Source organism: Streptomyces sp. NPDC002054 (assembly GCF_040296685.1).
Classification (GTDB): Bacteria; Actinomycetota; Actinomycetes; order Streptomycetales; family Streptomycetaceae; genus Streptomyces.
Map to the genome: position 1 here is coordinate 24,536 of NZ_JBEOXT010000036.1, position 15,849 is coordinate 40,384.

The 15,849-nt window shown below is 71.3% G+C and carries 17 protein-coding genes; 9 read left to right on the forward strand and 8 right to left on the reverse strand.

The genetic code is table 11. The features are described from left to right. Positions 1-10 precede the first annotated feature (10 nt). Positions 11-568, reverse strand: a complete 558-nt coding sequence (locus tag ABT123_RS28830; protein WP_351319932.1) for a GNAT family N-acetyltransferase — start codon at positions 566-568, stop codon at positions 11-13. 165 nt (positions 569-733) lie between these two features. Beyond that, positions 734-1,477, reverse strand: a complete 744-nt coding sequence (locus tag ABT123_RS28835; protein ID WP_351319934.1) for an AraC family transcriptional regulator — start codon at positions 1,475-1,477, stop codon at positions 734-736. A gap of 55 nt (positions 1,478-1,532) precedes the next feature. On the opposite strand from ABT123_RS28835, the gene ABT123_RS28840 reads away from it, so the two are divergent. Both ABT123_RS28840 and ABT123_RS28845 read left to right on the forward strand, forming a co-directional pair. Then, the gene (locus tag ABT123_RS28840) at positions 1,533-2,708 is read left to right on the forward strand and encodes an MFS transporter (RefSeq protein ID WP_351319936.1); all 1,176 of its coding nucleotides are present in this window, start codon (positions 1,533-1,535) and stop codon (positions 2,706-2,708) included. Between the two features lie 45 nt (positions 2,709-2,753). After that, positions 2,754-3,650, forward strand: coding sequence for an RHS repeat-associated core domain-containing protein (locus tag ABT123_RS28845; RefSeq protein WP_351319938.1), 897 nt, complete (start codon positions 2,754-2,756; stop codon positions 3,648-3,650). A 113-nt stretch (positions 3,651-3,763) separates the two neighbouring features. Here ABT123_RS28845 and ABT123_RS28850 read toward each other — a convergent pair whose 3' ends face one another. Both ABT123_RS28850 and ABT123_RS28855 read right to left on the reverse strand, forming a co-directional pair. After that, positions 3,764-4,660, reverse strand: coding sequence for an MBL fold metallo-hydrolase (locus tag ABT123_RS28850; protein ID WP_351319940.1), 897 nt, complete (start codon positions 4,658-4,660; stop codon positions 3,764-3,766). A gap of 50 nt (positions 4,661-4,710) precedes the next feature. Continuing rightward, complete coding sequence (locus tag ABT123_RS28855; RefSeq protein ID WP_351319942.1) at positions 4,711-5,562, reverse strand: alpha/beta fold hydrolase; 852 nt, start codon at positions 5,560-5,562, stop codon at positions 4,711-4,713. 119 nt (positions 5,563-5,681) lie between these two features. Between ABT123_RS28855 and ABT123_RS28860 the strand changes: the two genes are divergently transcribed. Continuing rightward, the gene (locus tag ABT123_RS28860) at positions 5,682-6,290 is read left to right on the forward strand and encodes a TetR/AcrR family transcriptional regulator (protein WP_351319944.1); all 609 of its coding nucleotides are present in this window, start codon (positions 5,682-5,684) and stop codon (positions 6,288-6,290) included. A 28-nt stretch (positions 6,291-6,318) separates the two neighbouring features. Here the strand turns inward: ABT123_RS28860 and ABT123_RS28865 are convergent, their stop codons facing one another. Continuing rightward, entirely contained in the window at positions 6,319-6,900 is a 582-nt protein-coding gene (locus ABT123_RS28865) for a TetR/AcrR family transcriptional regulator (RefSeq protein WP_351319946.1), read from the reverse strand. Between the two features lie 129 nt (positions 6,901-7,029). Between ABT123_RS28865 and ABT123_RS28870 the strand changes: the two genes are divergently transcribed. Both ABT123_RS28870 and ABT123_RS28875 read left to right on the forward strand, forming a co-directional pair. Next, on the forward strand, positions 7,030-7,458 hold the full coding sequence (locus ABT123_RS28870) for a VOC family protein (protein WP_351320064.1): 429 nt from the start codon (positions 7,030-7,032) through the stop codon (positions 7,456-7,458). Between the two features lie 179 nt (positions 7,459-7,637). Then, on the forward strand, positions 7,638-8,246 hold the full coding sequence (locus tag ABT123_RS28875) for a GOLPH3/VPS74 family protein (RefSeq protein ID WP_351319948.1): 609 nt from the start codon (positions 7,638-7,640) through the stop codon (positions 8,244-8,246). A 326-nt stretch (positions 8,247-8,572) separates the two neighbouring features. On the opposite strand, the gene ABT123_RS28880 is transcribed toward ABT123_RS28875, so the two are convergent. Beyond that, entirely contained in the window at positions 8,573-9,016 is a 444-nt protein-coding gene (locus tag ABT123_RS28880) for a nitroreductase family deazaflavin-dependent oxidoreductase (RefSeq protein ID WP_351319950.1), read from the reverse strand. Positions 9,017-9,413: 397 nt separating this feature from the next. Here ABT123_RS28880 and ABT123_RS28885 point away from each other — a divergent pair, with 397 nt between their 5' ends. Beyond that, a complete protein-coding gene (locus ABT123_RS28885; protein WP_351319952.1) occupies positions 9,414-10,931 on the forward strand; it encodes a hypothetical protein in 1,518 nt (505 codons plus the stop codon). Continuing rightward, positions 10,925-11,551, forward strand: a complete 627-nt coding sequence (locus ABT123_RS28890) for a hypothetical protein (protein WP_351319954.1) — start codon at positions 10,925-10,927, stop codon at positions 11,549-11,551. The genes ABT123_RS28885 and ABT123_RS28890 overlap by 7 nt, the downstream gene beginning before the upstream one ends. Before the next feature lie 46 nt (positions 11,552-11,597). Here ABT123_RS28890 and ABT123_RS28895 read toward each other — a convergent pair whose 3' ends face one another. Both ABT123_RS28895 and ABT123_RS28900 read right to left on the reverse strand, forming a co-directional pair. Continuing rightward, positions 11,598-12,335: an SAM-dependent methyltransferase gene (locus ABT123_RS28895; RefSeq protein WP_351319956.1), complete on the reverse strand. Its 738-nt coding sequence runs from the start codon at positions 12,333-12,335 to the stop codon at positions 11,598-11,600. Between the two features lie 106 nt (positions 12,336-12,441). After that, the gene (locus tag ABT123_RS28900) at positions 12,442-13,089 is read right to left on the reverse strand and encodes a TetR/AcrR family transcriptional regulator (RefSeq protein WP_351319958.1); all 648 of its coding nucleotides are present in this window, start codon (positions 13,087-13,089) and stop codon (positions 12,442-12,444) included. 121 nt (positions 13,090-13,210) lie between these two features. Between ABT123_RS28900 and ABT123_RS28905 the strand changes: the two genes are divergently transcribed. Then, the gene (locus ABT123_RS28905) at positions 13,211-14,878 is read left to right on the forward strand and encodes an ABC-F family ATP-binding cassette domain-containing protein (protein WP_351319960.1); all 1,668 of its coding nucleotides are present in this window, start codon (positions 13,211-13,213) and stop codon (positions 14,876-14,878) included. 52 nt (positions 14,879-14,930) lie between these two features. Next, positions 14,931-15,848 carry a Vgb family protein gene (locus ABT123_RS28910; protein ID WP_351319962.1) on the forward strand — a complete coding sequence of 306 codons (918 nt, stop codon included), beginning with the start codon at positions 14,931-14,933 and terminating at the stop codon, positions 15,846-15,848. Position 15,849 lies beyond the last annotated feature (1 nt).

Genomic DNA, 15,849 nt, shown 5'->3' on the forward strand with positions numbered 1-15,849 from the left:
CCGCCCGGTCCTAGACTTCGAGGCCGTTGCGATCGACGACGTGTCCGTGCGGCCAGTGGGTCATCTGCGCGTGCACGGGGAGCACCATCGCCGGACCGTCATAGACCTCGGGTTGCTGGCTGTTGTCGATCATCCGGGTGACCTGTCTGTCCACCCGCTGCCAGCCCCCGCTGCGGTAAAACGGAACCACCTCGGGATGGCAGGTCAGGAATCCGAAGGGCAGCGAAAGGTCCGTCATCGCCCGAGCGGTCCGATCGAGCAGTCTGCTACCGACACCCTGGCCCTGGAATTCAGGATCGACCGCAACAAGCCCCACATCGCCGATCAGCAGGCTCGCATCGGTGCCAGATACCCGCAAGAAGCGACGAAGCAGTCCCAGATGAGCGACGGGCCGGCCACCCACACTGCCGACGATCCGCGCCTCCGGGCGCGCTCCCGACCAACTCCGCCCTCCGCTGAACAGCTCAGCATGCCGGGGATACGCCCTGGCCAGCATTCCGGCAAGAGCCTCATGCCGCTCCAGCGGAATGTCATTCTCCCAGGTCATCGCCCACATCAGGTGATCCACCCCGTCGTTCTACCAACAACGCCGACCTCGTACCTCCGATTTCCCGATCGGCTATCTGAGACGAGCCATTAGCCGACGTGCTACCGCACACACTCTCGATGTACCGGCACCTGTCCTCTCACCTGGCAAATGATCTTGGCAGCTGGTGCGTCGGCTGGCGCTGCATCAGGTGGCGGGGCGGGATCCGGGGGTGTGGCCGAAGGTGCGGCGGAAGACGTCGATGAAGGTGCTGGCGGATGACCAGCCGCAGCGGTGGGCGACGGTGGTGACGGGGGAGTTGTCGGCCAGGAGGATCAGGGCGTGGTGGAGCCGGATCTGGGTGCGCCATTGGGGGTAGGTGAGGCCGAGGTCGTCGTGGAGGCGGCGGGAGAGGGTGCGGGCGCTGGCGCCGATCTGGCGTCCGAGGTCGTCGAGGGAGCGGTTGTCGGCCGGGTCGGCGCGTAGGAGGTCGTGCAGTTTTCGGAGCAGGGGGTCGGTGGGGGTGGGCAGGTGCAGGGGCTGTTCGGGGGAGGTCTTGAGCCGGTCGAGCATGACGGCGCGCAGGCGCAAGTGGGGCGGGCTGTCGTTCTCGGGGTCGCGGGTGTAGGCGACGATGAGTTCGCGTAGGAGGGGGCTGACGGCGAGGACGGCCGGTTTGTCGAGGCCGAGGGGATTCTCCGTGGCGGGCAGGCCGACGAGGTGGAGGTCGAGTTCGCCGTGGGCCTGGTGCTGGTGGACCGTTCCGGCGGGGATCCAGATTGCGCGGGTGGCGGGGGCGACCCAGGAGCCGGCGTCGGTGGTCACCGCGATGGTGCCCTGGCTGGCGTAGGCGATCTGGTGGTCGTCATGGCGGTGCGCGTCGATCTCGCCGCCGGGCGCGAGACGCTGGGTCCGGGTCGGCGCGACAGGGGTGTGGCGGATTTTCTGCATCACCTGGCAATCTATCGAAAGCGCGACACCAGGTGCGTCTCCCAGCATGGGACGGGTGCGAAGGAATACATCGATCTCCCTGCTGGCCGTGGGACACGCCTGCGTCGACATCTACCAGGGCGCCGTCGCGGCGCTGATCCCGTTCTTCGTAGCCGAACGGGACTACACCTACGCGGTCGCCTCCGGCATCGTGCTGGCCGCGTCCCTGCTGTCCTCGGTGGCCCAGCCGGTGTTCGGCGCGCTCACCGACCGGTGGGCAATGCCATGGCTGCTGCCGGTCAGCACCCTGCTGGGCGGCGTGGGCATCGCGCTCAGCGGCCTGAGCGGCTCCTACGGACTCACCCTGGCCTTCGTCGCCATTTCCGGGATCGGCGTGGCCGCCTACCACCCGGAGTCCGCCCGCATGGCCCGCCTGGCCAGTCAGGGCAGCCACAGCGCGATGAGCTGGTTCTCCCTCGGCGGCAACATCGGCTTCGCGCTCGCCCCGATTATGGTGTCGGCCGCGATCGGGCACGGCTCACTGCGCTGGACACCGGTCCTGGTCCTGCCCGCGCTCGCCGGCGCCGCCCTGTGCGTGCCCGTCCTCCGGATGCTCGCCCGGCCTCAGGCCGGCACGTCCAAGACGCCGACGCCCCGGGGCGCCGACGATGTGGCCTCGTTCGTGAAGCTGTCCCTGGCGGTCGTCTTCCGCTCCATCGTCTTCACCGGTCTGAGCACCTTCATCTCCCTCTACGCCCAGCAACGTATGCAGGCCGGCACTACCGCGGGAACCATTGCCCTGTTCCTGTTGTTCCTGGGCGGCGCGGTCGGCTCGGTCCTGGGCGGATCCCTGGCCAACCGCTACGACCGCGTCCGTGTCTCCCGCTGGTCCTACCTGCTCTCGATCGCCGCCGTCACCGGAGTGATCTACACGCCCGGCCCGGCTATGTTCCTCTTCGTGGCCCTCACCTCCGCCGGCCTGTACGTCCCCTTCTCCCTCCAGGTCACCCTCGGCCAGGACTACCTGCCTTCCCGCATTGGCACCGCCAGCGGCGTCACCCTCGGTCTCACTGTCAGCATCGGCGGCCTCATCAGCCCCCTGCTGGGACACCTGGCCGATTCCACCTCCCTGCAGACGGCGCTGACACCCCTGATCGCCATGCCCGCCCTGAGCTGGCTCCTGTTCCGCACCCTGCCCGAACCCGCCGCCCCCGAGCCCCAGACCGCCGCACCCGTGCGGCAAGACGCGTAGACCTGCCCGCTGCTGGTTGCCGGCCCCGCCGTGCATGGCTGGTGAGTGACGGAGTCCCCGGGCCGTTCTGGGCGTGCGCCATGGTGCGGGGTCAGTACGGGCTATTTCGCCAACGACCGGGTGCGCAGCCAGGCCACCGCCTCGGCCCGGCAGACCTGGACGCTCGACCCGGCATCGAGGCCGCGCGCCTGGACCACGGAGGGCGACCGGCCGGCATCCCGGATCAACCACTACGCCGACGACAGCGACAACCCCCGCTGGACCGTGGAGGACACCGCCACCGGCGCCGTCGTACGCAACATCACCGCCCCCAGCGGAGAACTCGGAGCCGTCACCTCCGGCCCGGGCGGCACCGTGCTCATGCTGTCCGACCTGCGCGGGGACATCACCGTAGCCCTCCCCCTGGCCGGCGCGGCGGCACCGCTCATCCGCGAGTACGACGAATACGGCGTCACCTCCTCCGCCCCCGCCCGCTACGGCTGGCAGGGCGGCCACCAGCGCTCCTCGGAGACCCCGACGGGCCAACTACTGATGGGTGCACGGCTCTACCAGCCGACCCTGGGCCGCTTCCTGCAGACCGACCCGGTCCGGTACGGAAGCGCGAACGCGTACGACTATGCGGACCAGAACCCGATCGCCAACGCGGACCCGACGGGCCTGTGGCGGGTGAAGCTGCGCTGGAACTCCTACAACCTCGGCGTCGGCTTCGACCGGCAACTTACCCTGGCCATCGCACGCCAAGGCTTTCAGCTCGCGCTCGCAGTGGCCATGCTGGTGCCCCCGCCTTACGGGTGGCGCATCGGACTCATGCTCGGCATGGCGACCGGAGGTGCCTGGTACGCGCTGAAGAAGGGCAAGTGCCTGTACCTCAACGTCTACTACGCGTACTGGCCGGCGCCGAAGGTCGGCCGGCCACACCCCCTGCTTCTGACCCGTAGATGAGCACGACTGTGCCCGGCGCCACACGGCGCCGGGCACAGCCACGCCAACAGCGTCCGAGCGACGTCCCAACCAGGCAGTGCGAACGGGGGACTTCGCGGCGGCTTCGGATGGGCCTACAGCCGCCATGCCGCGACGAGGTTCTGCACCGGGTCGCCGCCCTCGCGCGCGAGGTAGAGCGCGCGTGAGCTGACCCAGAGAACCGTCGGGCCGAGATGTTCCGGGTACCGCGTCAGCATCGAGTTGAAGAACGCGGCCGGGGTGTCGTGCGTGGCCAGGGCTGCCTCGGCGTCGGCGAGGTAGTGGCGGGTCTCGGCGATGAGACGTGCCGCGTTGTCGTCCAGGTTCTTGTTCTGGTGACTCGCCACGATCCGGCTCGGCTCCAGCGCGGCGACGATGTCGATGGCCTTCCGCCACGGGCCGAGGTTGCCGTCGGCCGACTCGGCGAGGTACATGTGCACACCGTTGTAGATCACGTCGCCGGCCACCACCAGATCGAGGTCCGGCACGTGCAGCACGGCGCTGTCGTCGCTGTCTGCGTGCCCCACTTCGACGATGTCGAGATCGTGTCCTTCGAGGGTGAGGCGGTTGCCGGGCACCGTGACGGCCGTGACGGGGGACGGGGGGATCTGGTCCGGCCACATCGCGTCCCACAGCACCTCCCGGGCATACACGTTGTTGTGCATCTGCGCGATGGCGCCGGCCGAAGTGACCACCTGGGCGCCGAAGCGCTCGGCGAGCACCCCGGCTGTGAACCAGTGGTCACCGTGCCCGTGGGTGGCGACGATGTGCGTCAGCTGCTTCCCGCTCGCATCGACCCAGTCTCCGACCCTGTCCGCCTGCTCGCGGGTCAGCGGCGGGTCGACGAGAACGGCGTCCTTGCGGCCGTGGATCAGGGTCACCGCGATGGGCTGGAAGGCGCGGGGTGCTCCGTTGGGCAGCGGCCCGGGACCGCTCATCGGCAGCGGGTCCGCGACGAACACGGCATAGTCGATATCGATGTTGGTGGACATGATTCCTCCCATCGATCAGTCCAATGGGTGCGGGCGTCAGGACGGACTGTTCACTGACGGTCGAGGAAATGCGCGACGTCACCGGCGAACTGCTCGTGGTGCTGGAAGAGGAAGCCGTGCGCCGCATCCGGGTAGATCTTGATCTCCGCTCCGGGGATGAGCCCGGCGAGCAGGTGGGAGTAGCGGGGGAGGATCATCGGGTCGCTGTCGCCGTTGGCGACGAACACCGGCGCCTGGATCGCGGTCACCCGCTCCAGGAGCGAGAAGCTGGGGACGCCCCAGGCGGAGACCGCGTCGTATTGTGCCTGGCGCGTCTGCCACGTCGTGGGCGCGTCCAGCTCTTCCCGGGTGAACATGCGTCCCATGGCCTTCTCGCCGGCCGACCGGCTCCCCGCTGACGGGGTGTAGAAGACGTCGAGCACCGATGCGGGAACGATCTCCGGCTCGCCCACCGCGTCGATGACCCATTTCGCCCACCCGTGCATGCCGGGTGCGCCCTGCGGCGCTGCCGAGGCGAGCACGATGCGCCGTACCAACGCGGGCCGGATCAGCGCGATCTCCTGAGCCACGAAGGAGCCCAGGGAGAAGCCGAGGATGTCGGCCTGCGTCAGGTCCAGGGCGTCGGTGAAGGCGATGGCGTCCAGCGCCATCTGCGCGATCGTGCTGGGCGTCGTACCGCTGGACCGGCCGACTCCGGTGTTGTCGAAGGCGATGACGCGCCGGCCCTGGGCCAGAGCGTCGACCAGCGCAGGATCCCAGTAGTCGAGGTTGCCCCGGAAATGCATGAGCAGGACCAGCGGCACACCGCCCTCGCGGCCCTCGCCGACCTCGCGATACGCGTACTCGATGCCGTTGGCGGCAGACACCGTCTTGATGGGCACCTGCGCGTAGGACTGTGTCATGGGAGCGTCCCTTCAGGCTCGGCCATCGAGCGCCATCAAAGGTATAGCGATCGGTTTACCTGAGGTTTCAAGCTACTCCCCTCTGCGGCGGAAGTAAAGCGTTCGCTATACTCGCGCGTATGGGGGCACGAACATCGACCAGCGGGGCGGCCCGCGGCGGACGCGGCGCGCGTGAGCGTATCCTGCGGGCGGCCGGGGAGCTCTTCTATACACGCGGTATCCACGCCACCGGTGTGGCGGCGCTCATCGAGGCCGCGCACGTCTCGCCGCGGACCTTCTACGTGCACTTCCCGACCAAGAACGCGCTGGTGGAGGAGTATCTCCGCCGATTCGAGTCGGAGACGCCGATCGCCGCCGAAGCGGAGTTGGAGCGCGGCGACTTGACTGCGGCTCAGCGGCTGCTGGCGATCTTCGCCTTCGAGGGTGACTCGCCGGCACCCATCCGCGGATGCCCTTTCCACAACGCCGTCGTCGAAGGCGCCGGACAACTCCCGGAAGTCGCCAGCCTGGCGCAGCGACACAAGCAGGCCTTCCGCGACCGCCTCGCGGCCACGGCCGCAGAGGCCGGAGCAGTCGACCCGGAGACCCTCGGCAGGCAACTCGCCGTGATCTTCGAAGGCGCCAACGCGCTGGCGGCCTCCTGCAACGACCCGCACGTGTTCGCGGACGCCCGGCAAGCCGCCAAGACGCTACTGGACGCAGCCTTGAGCCCTGCGCCAGGAGCGTGAACGTCCCGAGCCCGAGTCCAGGGCGAGGTCAGGCCGGGGTGCGCAGCCCCGCCAGGAGCCGGTCGAGCGCCTGCTCCGCGGCCTGCGGGTCTCCGCCCCGCGCGATCCAGAGCGCGGCCTCGTTCATCGCCCCCGAGAGCAGCCGGGCCAGGGGCTCCACCGGCTGATCGGCGATGATCCCGGCTGCGGCGAGCGCCGCCAGGGTCTCCGTGAGGTGCCGGGCTGAGGCCTCCTCGTCCAGGGCCCGCCACTCGTCCCAGCCCAGCACGGTCGGCGCGTCGACCAGCAGGATCTGCCGCACCGCCGGATCGGTCCCCGCGGCCAGGAAGGCCCGGCAGCCGGCCCGGAGCTGCTCCCAGAGGTCCTCGTACTCCTCGGCTGCGGTCGCGACCCGCTCGCCCAGTTCCTGCTGGACCTCGGCGACCACGGCCCGGAAGAGCCCCGCCTTGCTGTCGAAATGGTGGTAGGCGGCCCCCTTGGTGACCCCGGCGGCCCGCGCCACCTCGGCCAGCACCACGTGGTGGTACCCGTCGGCGGCGAACCGCCGCTGCCCTTCGGCCAGCAGCGCCTGCCGCGTGGCCGCCCGCTGCTCCGCCCGGCTGACCGCCATCGCGCACGCACCGCCCTTTCCATTTCGCGTACCGAGGGTATGCTAACGCCACGGTTCGCATACCCGGGGTATGTGAAATGGATCCGAAGGACCTCTGCCATGACGAACATGACGAACGAACTCACGGCCATGCCCACGACCAAGCTCAACGGCTTCTACCCGGTGCTCGCCACCCGGGACGTGGCGGCCTCCCGCGACTTCTACACCCGCCACTTCGGATTCGAGGTGACCTTCGAGGCGGACTGGTACGTCAGCCTGCGCCGCCCCGACGCCCCGCAATACGAGCTGGCCCTCCTCGACCACGCCCACCCGACCGTCCCCGAAGGCCACCGGGTCGCGCTCCGGGGCGGCTTGCTGCTGAACTTCGAGGTGGACGACGTGGACTCCGAGCACCGGCGACTCGTAACGGAGGCCGGCCTGCCCGAGCTACTGCCACTGCGTACGGAGGAGTTCGGCCAGCGCCACTTCATCGTCGCCGCCCCCGACGGTGTGCTGATCGACGTCATCACCGTCGTCCCGCCCAGCGAGGAGTACGCCGCCCAGTACGCCGACGCCTGATAGCCGGGGAGGGGGCGTGGCTGCGGGCGGCGCGGCGCGGCTCGATGCTGCCGGTCCGCAACACGTGTTCGACTTTCTGCGCGAGTGGCCCGCCGGGGTACGTGACGTCGACCGATAGTTGGCCAAGTCGATCGATAATTGGCCGGCGAACTTCCTGCACGGTTGAAGAGGAGCCCTTGATGACCACACCGCGGGACTTGTTGATCGTTACCATGGACATGGAGTCCAGTCGTCCTGTCGAACAAGGTGACCTGTCGCTTGCGCTCGCAGGGGCCGAGGTGATCGACCTTCTCGCAGCCCAGGCCATCAGGCTGGACGGGGATCACATCGTGCCGGGCGACCAGCCGGCACTGGCTGATCACCTGCTGGATGATGCAGCCGCGTCGCTCGTTCGGGAGGCGCCCTACGAGTCGGTCACTGACTGGCTGTGGCGCAGAGGCCGCGGCCTGTCCGCGGCCTACCAGGCCGCCCTCGAGGCGGAGGGGGAGCTCATCCGGCAGCCCCGCCGCGGGATCTCCTTCCGGGCCGGTCAGCTGGTGCTGGCCGATTCGCTCACCCGCCGACAGGCTGTGGACCGCTGGACATCGGATGACCCCGTCCTGGTCACCCTGGCGGAGGCCGTGGGGGTCCGTGGCAAGCAGACCGGAGACTCTCCGGACGTGGCCGACGACGCCGTCGCGACCGTGCTGGCCGCCGTCAACGACGCGTTGGTGGAACTGGCGGCCGTACGGCAACGCCGAGCCATCGAGGACGCGGCCTTCGACAACATTTGGCGAGGCGGCGCCTGATGACGACGGAGCGCCCACAGCCGTTCCGGGCCTGGACCGGCCGTTCGGCGGGGTGACGGGGGAGGGGCGCGGCCGGGTGTTCGACCGTCACCGTGCCGTACCCGTGCCAGAGAACGCCCCAGACGGCCCCGCCGCGCCCCTCGGCGGCGCCCACCGGGCCGTGCGTCCGGTCCGGTCGGGCGGACCGTGGAAGGGGGACGGCGGGGGAGGTCCGGGGGTGACGCTGAGACCACCGGCCGAGCCCATGCTGCCGGCTCAGGCCATCGCGGACCGCAACCTCCTGCTGTGCGGGGGCGGTGCTGGGTCGTTGACGGTCTGCCCGTCCATCAGGTGGGGTCGATGACCACGATCGGGATCTCGCGGTCGGTCTTGGCCTGGTACTCGTCATACGCGGGCCAGTGACTGATCATCACCGGCCAGAAGGCGGCCCGCTCCTCGGGGGTGGCGGTGCGCGCCGTGCCCTGGAAGACCTCCGGGCCGACCTGGACGCGGACCCGGGGGTCGGCCGTCAGGTTCCGGTACCACAGGGGCGCCTCGTCGGCCCCGCCCTTGGAGGCGACGACGAGGTAGCGGCCGTCGTCCTCGCCGTAGATGAGGGGGGTGCGCACGGCCTGGCCGGAGACTCGGCCGACGGTGGTCAGGAGGAGGGTCTGGGTGCCGTTCCAGTGCTGGCCCTCGGCGCCGTTCGAGCCCACGTACAACTTGACGTGGTCCAGCTGCCAGGAGCCAGGCTTGGGGTCCTTGGGGTGGTCCCAGTCGATGTCGGTCACGATGTCTCCCTGCCTTCGTGTTGAACGGTCAACAGCCTCGACAACGAGCGTCAACGCCCCCGGGCACGGCCTTCATTCCGGCTGCTCCGGCAGGGTGAGCCTGCCCCGAGGCCGCCGACCGACGCGGCAGCACGGTGTGGAAGGCCGCCGCCCGCCAAACAGGTCTACGCATCGCCCGGCAGATCCGGCGGCCGTGTAGAGCCCCTGCGCCCGACCGCCCGGGCGGACCGTGTGAGGCGATGTCAGAGGGCCGTGCCAGGATCTTCCCCAGGTCGGTCCAGGTCGGTGACGTCGATGTCACCCCCGGATGAGACCCTCGGCCGTATCAGGGGGGCAGCCCGGTGCCCGGCCCGGCCCCGGCCACCCACCCGGGGCCGCGCGTCAAGAAGGGGTGCAGATGGACATGGACATGGACGACGACGTCGCGGAGGCGTGGCGCCCGGCCACACCGCTGTCACGGCTGCGGGAGCTGGCAGCCCAGGCTCCGGGAACGGCCCGGATCGTGGCGTCCCGAATAGGCCTGCCCGCCGAGCTGGCTGAGGAGCTGGCCATCCGGGCCATCGCCGGCGGCCCGGACTGGTTCGGGGTGCTGCGCGCGCTCGCCGCCCACCCGGCCACCTCGGCCGAGCGGCTGGCCGAGTTCGCCGCGCACCCGGAGGAGTCGGTGCGCCAGGTGGCGGCGGTGCACCGTGCGACCCCCAAGGCGGCGGTCAAGGCGCTGGCCCAGGACGGATCGGCGGCGGTGCGCCGGGCACTGGCCGGGCGCGAGAAACTGCCGCGCAAGGTGGCCGCGTTGCTGGTCGCCGACGCCTCCGACGACGTCCGGCTGGCCCTGGTCCGGCGGGTCGACGCCCGGCCGGAGCATCTGCGGGCCCTGGCCGCCGACCCGGACGCGCGGGTGCGCCGGGTGGTGGCCGCACTCGGCCACGCCGGAGACGCGGACCTCACCGACCCGGACCCCGGGGTGCGCCGTACCGCCGTCCACAAGCGCAAAGCACCAGAACTCGCGCCGCTGCTCGACGCCTTGGCGCAGGACCCGGACACCCGGGTCCGGGAGCTGATCGCCCAGCAGCACCGCAACCGCACTCCGGCCGTCCTGGCCCGGCTCGCGGCGGACCCCGAACCGAGCGTCCGGGCCGCAGCCGCGGCCAACGCGTTCACCCCCGTCCGGCAGCTCACCGAACTGGCGGGCGACCCGAGCCTGGCCGTGCTCGTCGCGATCGGCCGGAACGAGTTGGCCCCGCCCGAGACACTCGCCCGGCTGGTCGACACGATCACGGGCTCGTTCGGTGACAGTGAGAGCATCGCTCCCGGGCAGGAGGAGGACGTACAGCGCCTCGCGTACGCGGCTCTGGAACACCCCGCCACCCCGCCCGAGTCACTGCGCGCCCTGCACGCACGGGAGCTGTGGCCGTACTTCCACCCCGGGAACGCGATGTCCCAGCCGAACTGGCCGGCGGACCTGATGGTCGAGTTCGGGCTGACGTACTGCGCAGGCACCGTGTCGGGCAAGGCGGAAATCGAGAGCTTCGCGGCGATCGACGAGGCCAGGGAGACCGAGCCCCCGGAACACGTGCTCGCCGCCATGGTCCGCAGCCCGATCTACTACCTGCGCCGCGCCGTCGCCAACCGCCACACCCCGCCGGAGGCGCTGGCCGCGTTCGTCCACGATCCCGCTCGCGCCGACGACACCAGCCTCTTCGACCACATCGCAGAGAACCCGGCGACCCCGGTCGAGATCCTGCTGGCCTGGGCCGAGGCGGGCGAGCGTCACTACGACATGCTCAAGAACCCGGCCCTGCCCGAGCCGGTGCTCGCCGCCATCGCGGCGCACACCGACACCTCGTACGCCGGGCAGGCCCTGTGGATGCTGAAGGTCCGGGCGCTCCGGGCCGGAACGGAGACCCCGTGCTGACCATGTCCTCCTGGCGGGCCCGGTTCGACCGGCTCGCCGACACCTCCGCGGTGGTCGATCGGCTGGGTTCCCAGGCGAACATGGCCGACTACCTCCGGGACACGGGCATCGCGTGGCAGCACCACGCGGGCGATCTGGTGGTCCCGGAGGACCTCGACCTCGACATCGCGCTGGTCGTCGACGGTGACCTGATCGTGCACGGTTTCCTGGACGACTACGTCTCCGGCATCGGCATGCTGGTGGTGCTCGGCGACCTGGTGGTGCGCGACCTGGTCTCCTGGGGCTCGGTGTACGTCGCGGGCGACCTGCGGGCCGAGGGCATCGTCTACGGCTACTACAACGACTACACCTTCGAGGTGGAGGGCGCGGTACACGCCCGGGCGCTGGTGCTGTCCGACAAGTCCGCCTCCTACAACACGGGCGAGCTGGAGGTGGAGGTGGAGTCCTACTACCCGCCCAAGAAGCAACTCCGCGCCGCCCGCGACATCCTCGTCCCGCAGGTGTACGACGGCGGCGCGAAGCGGGCGAAGCAGGGACGGCCGCCGAAACTCCGCCGCCCGAGCTACCAGCGGGTCTGCCGCCGACTGCGCGAGGGCAAGCCGCTGTTCCGCACCCCGTAGCACCGCCTGCTATTGGTCCAGTGCGTGCCCCGGGGCCGGTCCAGGGTCAGTCGGATGTCTGACGCAGGACCAGACTGACGAAGCCCCACGTGTCCCGGTAGACGCGCAACCAATCGGTGCGGCGGGTCGTGGCTGTCTCGAGCACCTGCGAGCTGTCCGGGTCGGCAGGGTGGTCCAGGGCCCATGAGGCCAACGACCCCCAGCAGGCCCACTCGTAGTCGTCCAGTTCACGGCGCGTGCTGACATGCCCGTGGACAGGAGTCCACCCGTCGGCGACGACCCGGTCCAGGGTGGTCGCCAGGTCGGTGAGGTCCCCGAACATCTCGACGGCCTCCGGTGACGGCTCATGTTCCCAGAAGCCCTCACCGATCAGGACGCGTCCGCCCGGAGCCAGGTGTTTGCGCGCCGCCGCGAGAGTGGGCAGCAGGCCGCCGAAGGCATGGGCGGCCCCGACGCTGAGTATCAGGTCGTACGAGTGCGCGGAACGGAAGTCCGCGGCCTCCTGGTGGTGCAGTGCAAGGCGCGCTTGGACGCCCAGACGGCCTGCGGCCTCGCGCGCCTGTCGAAGGGCGTCCTCGGAAATGTCGACGCCTTCGGCGTGCAATTGCGGGTGCGCGGTCAGGGCGCGCAGAAGCCATTCCCCGCTGCCGCAACCCAGGTCGAGTACCCGCTCGTCGCCACGTGGAACGCCATGTTCCAGCAGGTGTCGCACCGAGTCGTCGTCGAGCGGGGACTTGATCGGGTGGTTGGCATGGGCGAGCCTGGAGATCTGTTCACGGTTCACCGGCGCAGCTTGCCAGCGCCGGAGGTCGCGTGCACGTCAATTTCCTCTGAGACGGCGTGCGACGGCACCACCGGGCTCCGAGCCCCGGGCCCCGGCCCGTCCAGGGTCAGCGCGCCGTGCCGAACGCGCCGGAGCGGGCCGCCGCCGTGGCGGCTCGGGCGGCGTGGCGCGGCAGGGTCGGGTCGGGGGTGGACCGGAGCAGCAGTAGCTCTTGGTAGAGCGGGGCGGTTGCGGCGACAAGCAGAGCACGGCTGTCGGCGGGGCCGGACAGCTCGCCCCGGTCGGCTGCCCGGGTGACGACCACCGCACACCGTGCGTAGCGGTCCTCCCAGAAGCGTGACAGTGCCGCCGCCGCCTCCGGCGAGCGGAATCCGGCGGCGATCAGGGCCGTGGTCAGGCTCGGCCCGCCGCCCGCCAGTGCCTCGTACACCTCCTGGTTGAGGGCGGTCAGGTCGTCCTCCAGCGACCCGGTGTCCGGTGGGCTCCACGTGTCGTCGGACGCGGCGTCGAGGACGTCGGCCAGCAGGCGCCCGACATCCCCCCAGCGCCGGTAGACGGTCGTGCGGTGCACGCCGGCGCGTTCCGCGACCGCGTCGACCGTCAGCCCGTCGTACCCGGCCTCCAGGAGCAGCGCGCCCACCGCCTCCAGCACCTGGGCGCGGACGCGGGCGCTCCGGCCGCCCGTCCGGCGGCGCTGCGTCGTGGCCGGTTCCTGTCGGCCTGAATCTTCGCTTGCCTGTGTGCGGGAATCCATGCCAGCATTTTAACGCAACATTCGTCGCCTTAAAGGAGAAGTCTCGTGGTCATCCACCGCGTTGCCGCGCACCACACCGCCATCGTGACGACCCCCACCCCCGAACCCCTGGAGCCGCCCTGTGACCGCACAGCTCACCGCAACTGACCTCACCAAGTCCTACGAGGGCCGCCTCGTCCTCGACTCCGTCGACTGCTCCGTCCCCGTCGGCGAACGCCTCGGCATCGTCGGCGAGAACGGCTCCGGAAAGTCCACCCTCCTCCGGCTGCTGGCCGGGGCCGAGCGCCCCGACCGCGGCGAGGTCGTCCTGCACGCCGAAGGCGGCGTCGGCTACCTCGCGCAAGAGGAGCACCTCCCCCCGCACCTGACCGTCCAGCAGGTGGTCGACCGCGCCCTCGCCGAGCTGCGTGCCCTGGAGCAGCGCCTGCGCCGGCTGGAGGCCCGCATGGCCGACGGCGACGCCACCGCCGAGACCCTCACCGCGTACGCCGACACCCTCACCGCCTTCGAACTGCGCGGCGGGTACGAGGCGGACGCCCGCGTGGAGCGCTCCCTGTACGGCCTCGGCCTACCGGGCCTGCCCCGCGAGCGCACCGTCGGCGAGCTGTCCGGCGGCGAGACCGTACGCCTGCGCCTCGCCGTGCTGCTCGCAGCCGCCCCGGAGGTGCTGCTCCTCGACGAGCCCACCAACCACCTCGACGGCGATGCCCTGACCTGGCTGGAAGACCACCTGCGCGCCCGACGCGGCATCACGGTCGCCGTCTCCCACGACCGGGCCTTCCTGGAACGCGTCGCCACCTCCCTCCTGGAGGTCGACGGCGACCTCCACCGGACCGTGCGGTACGGCAACGGCTACGCCGGCTACCTCGCGGAGCGCGCCGCCGACCAGCGGCGCCGCGCCGAGGCCCACACCGCCTGGCGGGCCGAGGCGGCCCGGCTGCGCGAGGCCGCCGCCGTCACCGCCCGCCGGGTGGCGCCCGGCCGGGCCATGAAGGACGGCAACAAGATGGCGTACGACCGCGCCGCCGGCCGGGTCCAGCAGTCCCTCGCGAGCCGGGTCCGCAACGCCGAGGAACGGCTCGCCCGGCTGCTGGCCCAGCCGGTGCCCGCCCCCGCGGACCCGCTGCGGTTCACCGCCGTACCGCGCACCGCCGCCACCGCCACCGCTGAACCCGGGGCTGGGTCTGCCGACGGGCGACACGTGCTGCTGGCCGCAGCGGGCGTCGCGGTCGAGGGGCGGCTCGCCCCGGTGGACGTGACCGTGCCGGCCGGAGGCCGACTGCTGGTCACGGGCCCGAACGGGGCGGGCAAGAGCACCCTGCTGCACGTTCTGGCCGGCACCCTTGCCCCCGACCTCGGGCAGGTCGTCCGGCACGGCCGGATCGGACTGCTGGCCCAGCACACCGACGCCGGCGCGGGCCGCGGAACACTTCTCGCGGCCTACGCCGAGGGCCGCCCCGGGACGCCCGAGGAGCACGCCGAACAACTCCTCTCACTGGGCCTGTTCGCCCGCGACCGGCTGTCCGCTCCGGTCGGCTCCCTGTCCGTCGGACAACGGCAGCGGCTGGCCCTGGCCCGACTGATCACCGAACCGGCCGACATCCTGCTGCTGGACGAGCCCACGAACCACCTTTCCCCCGCGCTGGCGGAGGAGTTGGAAGAGGCGCTGGCCCGGTTCGCCGGCGCGGTGGTCGTCGTCAGCCACGACCGGCGGCTGTGCGACCGCTGGTCGGGCCGACGGCTCGCCCTGCGCGCCCAGGTGCCCGCCGCAGCCGGCGCCTGCCCGTGACAACCGGTCAGCCGCTCCGCCCCTCCTACCACCCGTTGAATGGACGCCCCACTTGACCACCTCCGTAACCCCGCTGGGCATTCTCGCCCTCCCCACCGCCGACTCCGGCCCGTACGCGCTCGCCGTCGGTCCGGACGGCCGGCTGTGGTGCACCCTCGTCCACGCCGGGCGCATCGCCCGCCTCACCCCGTCGACCGGCCATGTCGAGGAGTTCGCGCTGGACTCCTCCGACTGCGGCCCCACCCTGCTCACCGCCGGACCGGACGGCGCGCTGTGGTTCACCCGGTACCGCGACCACCGGATCGGCCGGATCACGGTGGACGGCGAGACCCGCTCGTACGAGCTGCCTGCCGGCGCGGGAGGGCCGTACGGGATCGCGGCCGGGCCCGACGGCGCGCTGTGGTTCACCTGTACGAATACCGACCGCATCGGCCGGATCGGCACGGACGGCGCGGTCCGCGAGTTCCCGCTGCCGTGCGAGGGGGGATTCCCGTCCTTCCTCACGACGGGACCCGACGGGGCCCTGTGGTTCACCCTCAACCAGGCGAACGCCATCGGCCGGATCACCGTCTCCGGCGAGGTCCGGCTGCACCCCCTGCCCACGCCGGGCGCCGCCCCGGTCGGGCTCGCGGCCGGCCCGGACGGGAGCCTGTGGTTCGCCGAGATCGGCGCCGGACGGATCGGGCGGCTCACGACCGGCGAGGCAGGCGTGGAGATCACCGAGTTCGCGCTGCCCGAGGCCGACTGCCGCCCCCACGCCGTTACGGTCGCCCCGGACGGGACCTGCTGGTTCACCGAGTGGGGATCCGGCCGGATCGGCTCCGTCACCCCGGACGGGACGGTCACCGAGCACCCGCTCGCGGCCCCCGACCGCGAACCCCACGGGCTGGCCTTCGGCCCGGACGGCACGCTGTACGTCGCCGAGGAGCGCGGCGGCGTCTCCCGGTGGGAGGTACGCCGCACCACCTGAG

What these genes read in the sequence shown, in the direction of transcription:
- ABT123_RS28835 (WP_351319934.1), bottom strand. Translation starts at nt 1,477, where the DNA reads ATGCAGAAAATCCGCCACACCCCTGTCGCGCCGACCCGGACCCAGCGT.
- ABT123_RS28850 (WP_351319940.1), bottom strand. Translation starts at nt 4,660, where the DNA reads ATGTCCACCAACATCGATATCGACTATGCCGTGTTCGTCGCGGACCCG.
- ABT123_RS28855 (WP_351319942.1), bottom strand. Translation starts at nt 5,562, where the DNA reads ATGACACAGTCCTACGCGCAGGTGCCCATCAAGACGGTGTCTGCCGCC.
- ABT123_RS28860 (WP_351319944.1), top strand. Translation starts at nt 5,682, where the DNA reads ATGGGGGCACGAACATCGACCAGCGGGGCGGCCCGCGGCGGACGCGGC.
- ABT123_RS28865 (WP_351319946.1), bottom strand. Translation starts at nt 6,900, where the DNA reads ATGGCGGTCAGCCGGGCGGAGCAGCGGGCGGCCACGCGGCAGGCGCTG.
- ABT123_RS28870 (WP_351320064.1), top strand. Translation starts at nt 7,030, where the DNA reads ATGCCCACGACCAAGCTCAACGGCTTCTACCCGGTGCTCGCCACCCGG.
- ABT123_RS28875 (WP_351319948.1), top strand. Translation starts at nt 7,638, where the DNA reads ATGACCACACCGCGGGACTTGTTGATCGTTACCATGGACATGGAGTCC.
- ABT123_RS28885 (WP_351319952.1), top strand. Translation starts at nt 9,414, where the DNA reads ATGGACATGGACATGGACGACGACGTCGCGGAGGCGTGGCGCCCGGCC.
- ABT123_RS28900 (WP_351319958.1), bottom strand. Translation starts at nt 13,089, where the DNA reads ATGGATTCCCGCACACAGGCAAGCGAAGATTCAGGCCGACAGGAACCG.